Annotated in this window: 5 protein-coding genes; 3 read left to right on the forward strand and 2 right to left on the reverse strand. The window is 33.8% G+C overall.

The genetic code is table 11. The features are described from left to right. Positions 1–484, reverse strand: a 484-nt coding sequence (locus tag A9G30_RS06065; RefSeq protein ID WP_141672021.1) for a hypothetical protein, incomplete at its 3' end; no start/stop codon positions are given. 731 nt (positions 485–1,215) lie between these two features. Here A9G30_RS06065 and mgtA point away from each other — a divergent pair. Beyond that, positions 1,216–3,924: a magnesium-translocating P-type ATPase gene (gene mgtA, locus A9G30_RS06070; RefSeq protein WP_065588376.1), complete on the forward strand. Its 2,709-nt coding sequence runs from the start codon at positions 1,216–1,218 to the stop codon at positions 3,922–3,924. Between the two features lie 318 nt (positions 3,925–4,242). Here the strand turns inward: mgtA and A9G30_RS06075 are convergent, their stop codons facing one another. Next, entirely contained in the window at positions 4,243–4,473 is a 231-nt protein-coding gene (locus A9G30_RS06075) for a YdcH family protein (RefSeq protein WP_065567097.1), read from the reverse strand. 191 nt (positions 4,474–4,664) lie between these two features. Between A9G30_RS06075 and A9G30_RS06080 the strand changes: the two genes are divergently transcribed. Continuing rightward, complete coding sequence (locus A9G30_RS06080) at positions 4,665–6,185, forward strand: helicase HerA-like domain-containing protein (RefSeq protein ID WP_065588377.1); 1,521 nt, start codon at positions 4,665–4,667, stop codon at positions 6,183–6,185. A gap of 46 nt (positions 6,186–6,231) precedes the next feature. Further along, positions 6,232–7,090: AI-2E family transporter (locus A9G30_RS06085; protein ID WP_065588378.1), on the forward strand; the 859-nt coding region annotated here is incomplete at its 3' end.

Raw genomic sequence — 7,090 nt, forward strand, 5'->3', positions numbered from 1 at the left:
AAGTAGCAATAATGATATCAATTACCCAAGGTGAGCTTAGCATAGTAATAATGTTAGCCAGCAGTATAATAAATGCCAACACAAAGGCAATGCCACTAAATAACACTTCTGTAATTAAATATGGTTTAAGTGGTGTAATGTGTGTGTTTTCGATTTTAAAATATTGCGTTAATAAATCTAATTGGGTGAGTTTAATTAGATTATGGGCATCAGCATTAATTAATGAAATAGCAATATTTTCTTTGTTGATACTGCCTGATTTATAAAAGCAGACTTTTTCCCAAATAAGTTTCTTTTTGATGTTATTTAAATAATCCATTTGATATTTTGAGTGAGGTACTTTTTCTAAAATATCTGCATACTTAATGATATTATCAAAATTTTCATTTTTAGTTCGTTTTTTGTAGATAAATGCAACCAAAGACAGAACAAAGATAATTACCAAATTGAACCAGTTAGCATAAAGTAATTCAGAAGGGTTCATTTAACATATTCTCGTTAATTTATCGTAGTGTAATTGTAACTTATATTGGATAAGAGCGGTATCGATTCTATATCATAATGTAAATAAAAAAGCCCATAAGTGTTGTTTTTTAGTAAATGCCGTCCTTTTGCTATTTTATGGGTTGACATCTGTTTGCTAAAGGCGTATAAATTCCCCCGCCTTTTAAGCTTTTCTTTCTTTTTAGCTATTACATAAGTTAAAAATAAGAGTAAAGAAAAGTTGAAATACAAAGTGTAGAGTTCAATTTACAGGAGAAATATGGACACTCAATCGGATCACCCCAAAATGAGGGGCGATAAATTTAAACACATCATTATCGGTTAATGAACCTGTCTGAATCATCATTTTTTCAGTTCACAAACCGAAATTGATAAAACGGTAACGGTGAACGATATGCATTTTTTTACACGCTATCACACAAATTCAAAACATCAATGCGCGCAAGGCTTAATACTGCGTGTTTTACACCTTTCAGAAAAACACTTAGAACCACCGAGTTGTATCTAAATTCTTAATTAATTCTATTGGCTAATTTAATGCTCAGCATTGGCTGTACAAATTAGCAGCACAAGTTAGCTGCAAAAAATAGCTTATGGGCTAATTTTGTTATTCACTAAATTTTAGCTTATCACAAAATTCAGTTACTTATCGTTACTTAGTAACAATGAGTAGGCATACTTTTGCCAAAATTATGAATATAGGTACGTAAGATGACAAAAAATACATCACAACATAAAATACAAAATAGTGTAGATATCAAAGCTATCAATGAAGCTCAAAGTAGCCTCGATAGTATTTTATCTAAATTTCAATCAAGCCTTTCAGGTTTAACGCAAGAAAGTGCAAAATCAAGAATTGAAAAATACGGTAAAAATGAAGTCGCACGAGAAAAAGCCCCCTCAATTTTAGTGCAATTATTAATGGCATTTAATAACCCATTTATATTTGTATTATTAGCGTTGGCCTCTGTTAGTTTTGTGACTGATTTCTGGTTGCCTTTGCAAAATGGCGAAGAAACGGATTTAACAGGGATTATTATTATTCTAACAATGGTGTCACTAAGTGGATTATTACGTTTTTGGCAAGAATTTAGATCAAACAAAGCTGCTGAAGCGTTAAAGTCAATGATTCGCACAACAGCGACCGTGTTGCGCCGTGCACATAAAGATATAAGCCCAGAACGCATTGAAATTCCATTAAGTGAAATTGTTCCCGGTGATATTGTTTATTTATCTGCTGGTGACATGATCCCTGCGGATATTCGATTGATTGAATCGCGAGATTTATTTGTTAGCCAAGCTGTTTTAACGGGTGAATCAATTCCTGTTGAAAAGTACGATACATTAGGTGCTGTTACGCAAAAAACAACTGATAATATTGAAGCATCCAATATTAGTAAAGATAATTTACTTGATGTAAATAACATCTGTTTTATGGGAACTAATGTCGTAAGTGGCACTGCGACGGCTATTGTCGTTGCGACTGGTGCTGATACACATTTTGGATCATTAGCAAAATCGATTGTAGGATCTCGTGCTGAAACCTCGTTTGATCGAGGGGTTAATAGTGTTAGCTGGTTACTTATTCGATTTATGTTAATTATGGTGCCAATCGTCTTTTTTATTAATGGTTTTTCAAAAAATGATTGGGGTGATGCTGCACTTTTTGCTTTAGCGGTAGCTGTTGGCTTAACGCCTGAAATGTTACCAATGATTGTGAGTGCCAATCTAGCAAAAGGTGCCGTTGGCATGGCAAAGCGCAAAGTGGTTGTTAAACGGTTAAATGCCATTCAAAATTTTGGCGCAATGGATATTTTATGTACCGATAAAACTGGCACTTTAACACAAGATAAAATCATTTTAGAACATCATCTTGATATCAATGGTCAAGTTGATTCATCGGTTTTAGAACTTGCTTGGCTTAACAGCTATTATCAAAGTGGTATGAAAAACTTGATGGACAAAGCGATCATTCGTTTTACTGAAGAAAAGACCAATATGAAAAGGGTTGGGGTGGGTTTATATAAAAAAATTGATGAATTACCGTTTGATTTTGTGCGTCGCCGTTTATCAGTTGTTGTACAAAATGGTGGTGATAACCATTTAATGATTTGTAAAGGCGCAGTTGAAGAAATGTTATCTATAGCCAGTTATGTTTATGAAAATGGTGAATATTTACCATTAGATGACAACCGCAAACAAGCGTTAATTGCCTTAGCTCATGATTATAACAAAGAGGGGTTTAGAGTTTTAGCTGTGGGTGTTAAGGATATTCCCGCTAGCGATACAAAAGCGCAATACACAGTACAAGACGAAACCGCATTAGCAATTCGTGGTTTTTTAACCTTTTTAGATCCACCAAAAGAAAGTGCACTTGAAGCCATTTCGGCATTAAGTGAACATGGTGTGGGAGTTAAGGTTTTAACTGGCGATAACGAAATTATCACCATTAAAGTGTGTCGCGAAGTCGGTTTAGAGCCAGGTGTTCCGTTGCTAGGCACTGAAGTTGAAAAAATGGACGATGCGGAACTGAAAATACAAATCGAGCAACATACTATTTTTGCTAAATTAACGCCATTGCAAAAATCAAGAATTATTCGATTATTGCAAGAAAACGGACATACCGTTGGCTTTTTAGGTGATGGTATTAATGATGCACCAGCATTACGTGATGCGGATGTTGGCATTTCGGTTGATACCGCAACGGATATTGCCAAAGAATCCGCAGATATCATCCTGCTTGAAAAAAGCTTAATGGTATTAGAAGAAGGTGTAATATGTGGACGTGAAACTTTCGGCAATATCATGAAGTATTTAAACATGACAGCGAGCTCGAATTTTGGCAATATTTTTTCAGTATTAGTTGCTAGTGCGTTTTTACCATTTTTACCTATGCTAGCAATACATTTACTAATTCAAAACTTGCTGTATGATATTTCACAACTCTCATTACCATGGGACAAAATGGATGATGAGTTTTTACAAAAACCGCGTAAATGGGATGCGCTAAATATTAAACGTTTTATGATTTGGATTGGACCAACATCATCTATTTTTGATATTACAACCTATGCACTAATGTGGTTTGTTTTTAGTGCTAACAGTGTTGAAGCGCAGTCACTATTTCATTCAGGCTGGTTTATTGAAGGGTTGTTGTCACAAACTTTGGTTGTGCACATGCTGAGAACACAAAAAATTCCATTTGTGCAAAGCACAGCAGCATTTCCTGTGATTGTGATGACATTGCTAATTATGGCTGTGGGTATTTATATCCCGTTTTCTCCATTGGGTGGATTAATTGGGTTACAGCCATTACCGTGGTCATACTTTCCATGGCTTTTAGCAACCTTGTTTAGCTATTGCTGTGTTGCACAATTGATGAAACGTATTTATATCAAACGTTTTGGTCAGTGGTTCTAATTGTTAGAAACAGCTAGGCGATGTTAACATCGCTTAGCGATTTTAAAACTCATATAATAAAATCGTATTAAAAACTACTTTATTAGCCCTATAATTATAATTAAAAGGAAATAATCTATGAAAACACCACATAAAAATTTAATAATGTTAATTAAAAGCCGAAAACAAAAAAAGACACAGCAGCAATTACAAGCTAAATAATTAGTGCAATGAATTAAGTTTACATATAATAAAAAAACCCCAAACAATTGGGGTTTTTATTTAATCTTTTAATGTAATAAAAGTCTATTTTTTCAATTCGTGATGAACTGTGCTCAATTATAAGTTTAAATGAGTATCAGACGCTTTTCTTAAAATTTCATAAATTTCGTCTTTAATTTTAAGCTTTTGCTTTTTTAATGCCTCTATAGTTTCGGCCGTATTGACAATAATGCCGGACTCAATGTTTTTAATTTTTTGATCTAACTCATTATGTTGATCGAATAATTTTTGAAAACGTAAATCAGTATTTTTTAATTTAGAAATGATTTCTCGGTATTCTGGAAACATAATGCCTCCTTATAATAGGTTGGATAGAATAATAACAATAGCAGCTATTGCTAATTCAGAATACAATATTATTGGTTGGATTAATAGAAAAATTGCACAAATGGCTACATTGTTTTGTTATTTATAATAAAACAGTTTGAATTATAAATTAAATCACAAATTTAATCATAAAGTTACTAAAGGGGTACCGCATGAGTGAGTCGATTGTAATTGCCAAAAGCCATGGCAAAGATTTATCTGTTATTGCTGCATTGGCTAATCGTCATGGTTTAATTACTGGTGCAACAGGCACGGGTAAAACAGTAACATTACAAAAAATGGCTGAAGGTTTTTCAAAAATAGGTGTGCCAGTTTTTCTTGCTGATGTTAAAGGTGATTTAACGGGGATTGGCGAAAAGGGCATACTATCTGAAAAACTACAGGCTCGTTTAGCCAGCATTGAGGTTGATAATTGGCAACCAGACGCATCACCAATTGAATTATGGGATGTGTTTGCTGAAAAGGGCATTCCCGTTCGTAGTACCGTGTCAGATATAGGGCCGATTCTACTTGGTCGATTACTCGACTTAAATAATGTTCAATCAGGTGTGTTACAACTGATATTTAAAATTGCTGATGATAAAGGACTATTATTAATTGATTTTAAAGATCTTCGAGCATTAATTCAATTTGTAGGCGATAATGCTAAACAATTTACTACGCAATATGGTAATATTTCGCTATCATCAATTGGAGCAATCCAACGTAGCTTATTTACACTAGAACAACAAGGCGCTGAGTTTTTTCTTGGCGAACCAATGCTGGATATTCAGGATTTAATACAAGTTAACGCTCAAGGTCGTGGCATTATTAATATTTTATCGGCTGAAAAATTATATAGCTTACCCAAATTATATTCTGTCTTTTTATTATGGTTATTGTCAGCGCTTTTTGAGCATTTACCAGAAGTGGGGGATCTTGATAAACCAAAACTTGTCTTTTTTTTTGATGAAGCACATTTACTTTTCAATAATATTTCACCAGCATTACTAGAAAAAATAGAACAAGTTGTGCGCTTAATTCGATCTAAAGGAGTCGGAATTTATTTTGCTTCTCAGAACCCGAGTGATATTCCTGACACAATCTTGGGGCAATTAGGCAATCGTGTACAACATGCTTTGCGTGCATTTACACCGAAAGACCAAAAAGCCGTTAAAATAGCTGCTCAAACCATGCGTGCCAACCCAAGTTTTGATACGGAAAAAGCAATAATGGAATTAGGTGTTGGTGAAGCGCTTATTTCATTTCTAGACGAAAAAGGCCGTCCAAGCATAGTTGAACGTGGCTATATTATTGCCCCAGGTTCAAAGATGGGGGCAATGGTGCCAGATAAGTTATCATTAATTGTTCATCAATCTCATCTTTATAATAAATATGCGCAAATGCTAGATCGTCAATCTGCTTATGAATTATTGAAAAATGGATTTTTGTTAGATAGCCTGCCTAGCCAAAATACGAATAGTAACGAGGCCAAAACAGAAGAGGTAAGCAATAAACAAAATCACGGTGGGTTGATTGATTTTTTTAGTACACTTCTTTTTGGCAAGCAAGGTCCAAAAGGTGGGCAACATGATGGTGTGGCTCAGAAAATAGTCAAAAGTACAACTAGGCAAGTCGTCAATCAAATCGGTAAACAGATCACCCGTGGTATATTAGGTGGTTTTAAAAAATAATTAACTTAAGTTTATTATTCCCAAAATTTAGCAAAAGGAGAGTTTGATGTTAAAAATGTTTATAGATTGGTATAAAAAACGTTTTAGCGATCCGCATGTTGTGTCGTTAATGGCTGTGATTGTTGGCTTATTTATTATCATCTATTTTTTTAATAAAATTCTTCTGCCTGTTTTGATTGCTATTGTACTGTCGTATTTACTTGATAGGCCAATTAACTTTTTGCATAAAAAAAACATACCAAGAACGCTGGCTGTTGTGATGGTATTGTTGTTTTTTTTAATGATTGTTTTAGTTGGCTTTATGATTCTATTACCATTAATTTGGCAGCAAAGTATTAGCTTAATCACTAATATTCCGAACATGCTAAATTTCGCTAACAATTTCATTACTACATTGCCAGAGCACTATCCTGAATTAATCGATGTTGGTTTATTTGATTCGATTATCCAAGGTGTTACTAACAAAGTTGTGCAAACAGGTAATTCGTTATTACAATTTTCTATTGTGTCTTTATTTGGGCTGGTTTCGATTACAATTAATGCGGTATTAGTGCCAATAATGATGTTTTTTTTATTAAAAGACAAAGCCAAAATTTGGGGGTATTGCTCAAAAATTCTACCTAAAAATCGTACAATTTTAAACAGAGTTGCAGCGGAAATGGATATGCAAATATCTAATTATATTGTTGGTAATGTTTTACATATCATTATATTGACCGTATGTGTTTATATTCCTTTTTGGTACTTTAGTTTAGATTATGGACTATTATTAGCTGTACTTGTTGGATTATCTGTGTTAGTGCCTTATGTTGGTATTATTATTTCAAGTATTCCTGTTGTATTAATTGCGCTGTTCCAATGGGGATTGACTACTGAATTTAGCTATTTGCTATGCTTCTATATTT

Origin of the sequence: Gilliamella sp. Fer4-1 (assembly GCF_001690515.1) — a bacterium.
In the GTDB taxonomy this organism is placed as follows: domain Bacteria; phylum Pseudomonadota; class Gammaproteobacteria; order Enterobacterales; family Orbaceae; genus Gilliamella; species Gilliamella apicola_C.

Coding starts and splice junctions, on each gene's coding strand:
- mgtA (WP_065588376.1), top strand. CDS start 1,216: ATGACAAAAAATACATCACAACATAAAATACAAAATAGTGTAGATATC.
- A9G30_RS06075 (WP_065567097.1), bottom strand. CDS start 4,473: ATGTTTCCAGAATACCGAGAAATCATTTCTAAATTAAAAAATACTGAT.
- A9G30_RS06080 (WP_065588377.1), top strand. CDS start 4,665: ATGAGTGAGTCGATTGTAATTGCCAAAAGCCATGGCAAAGATTTATCT.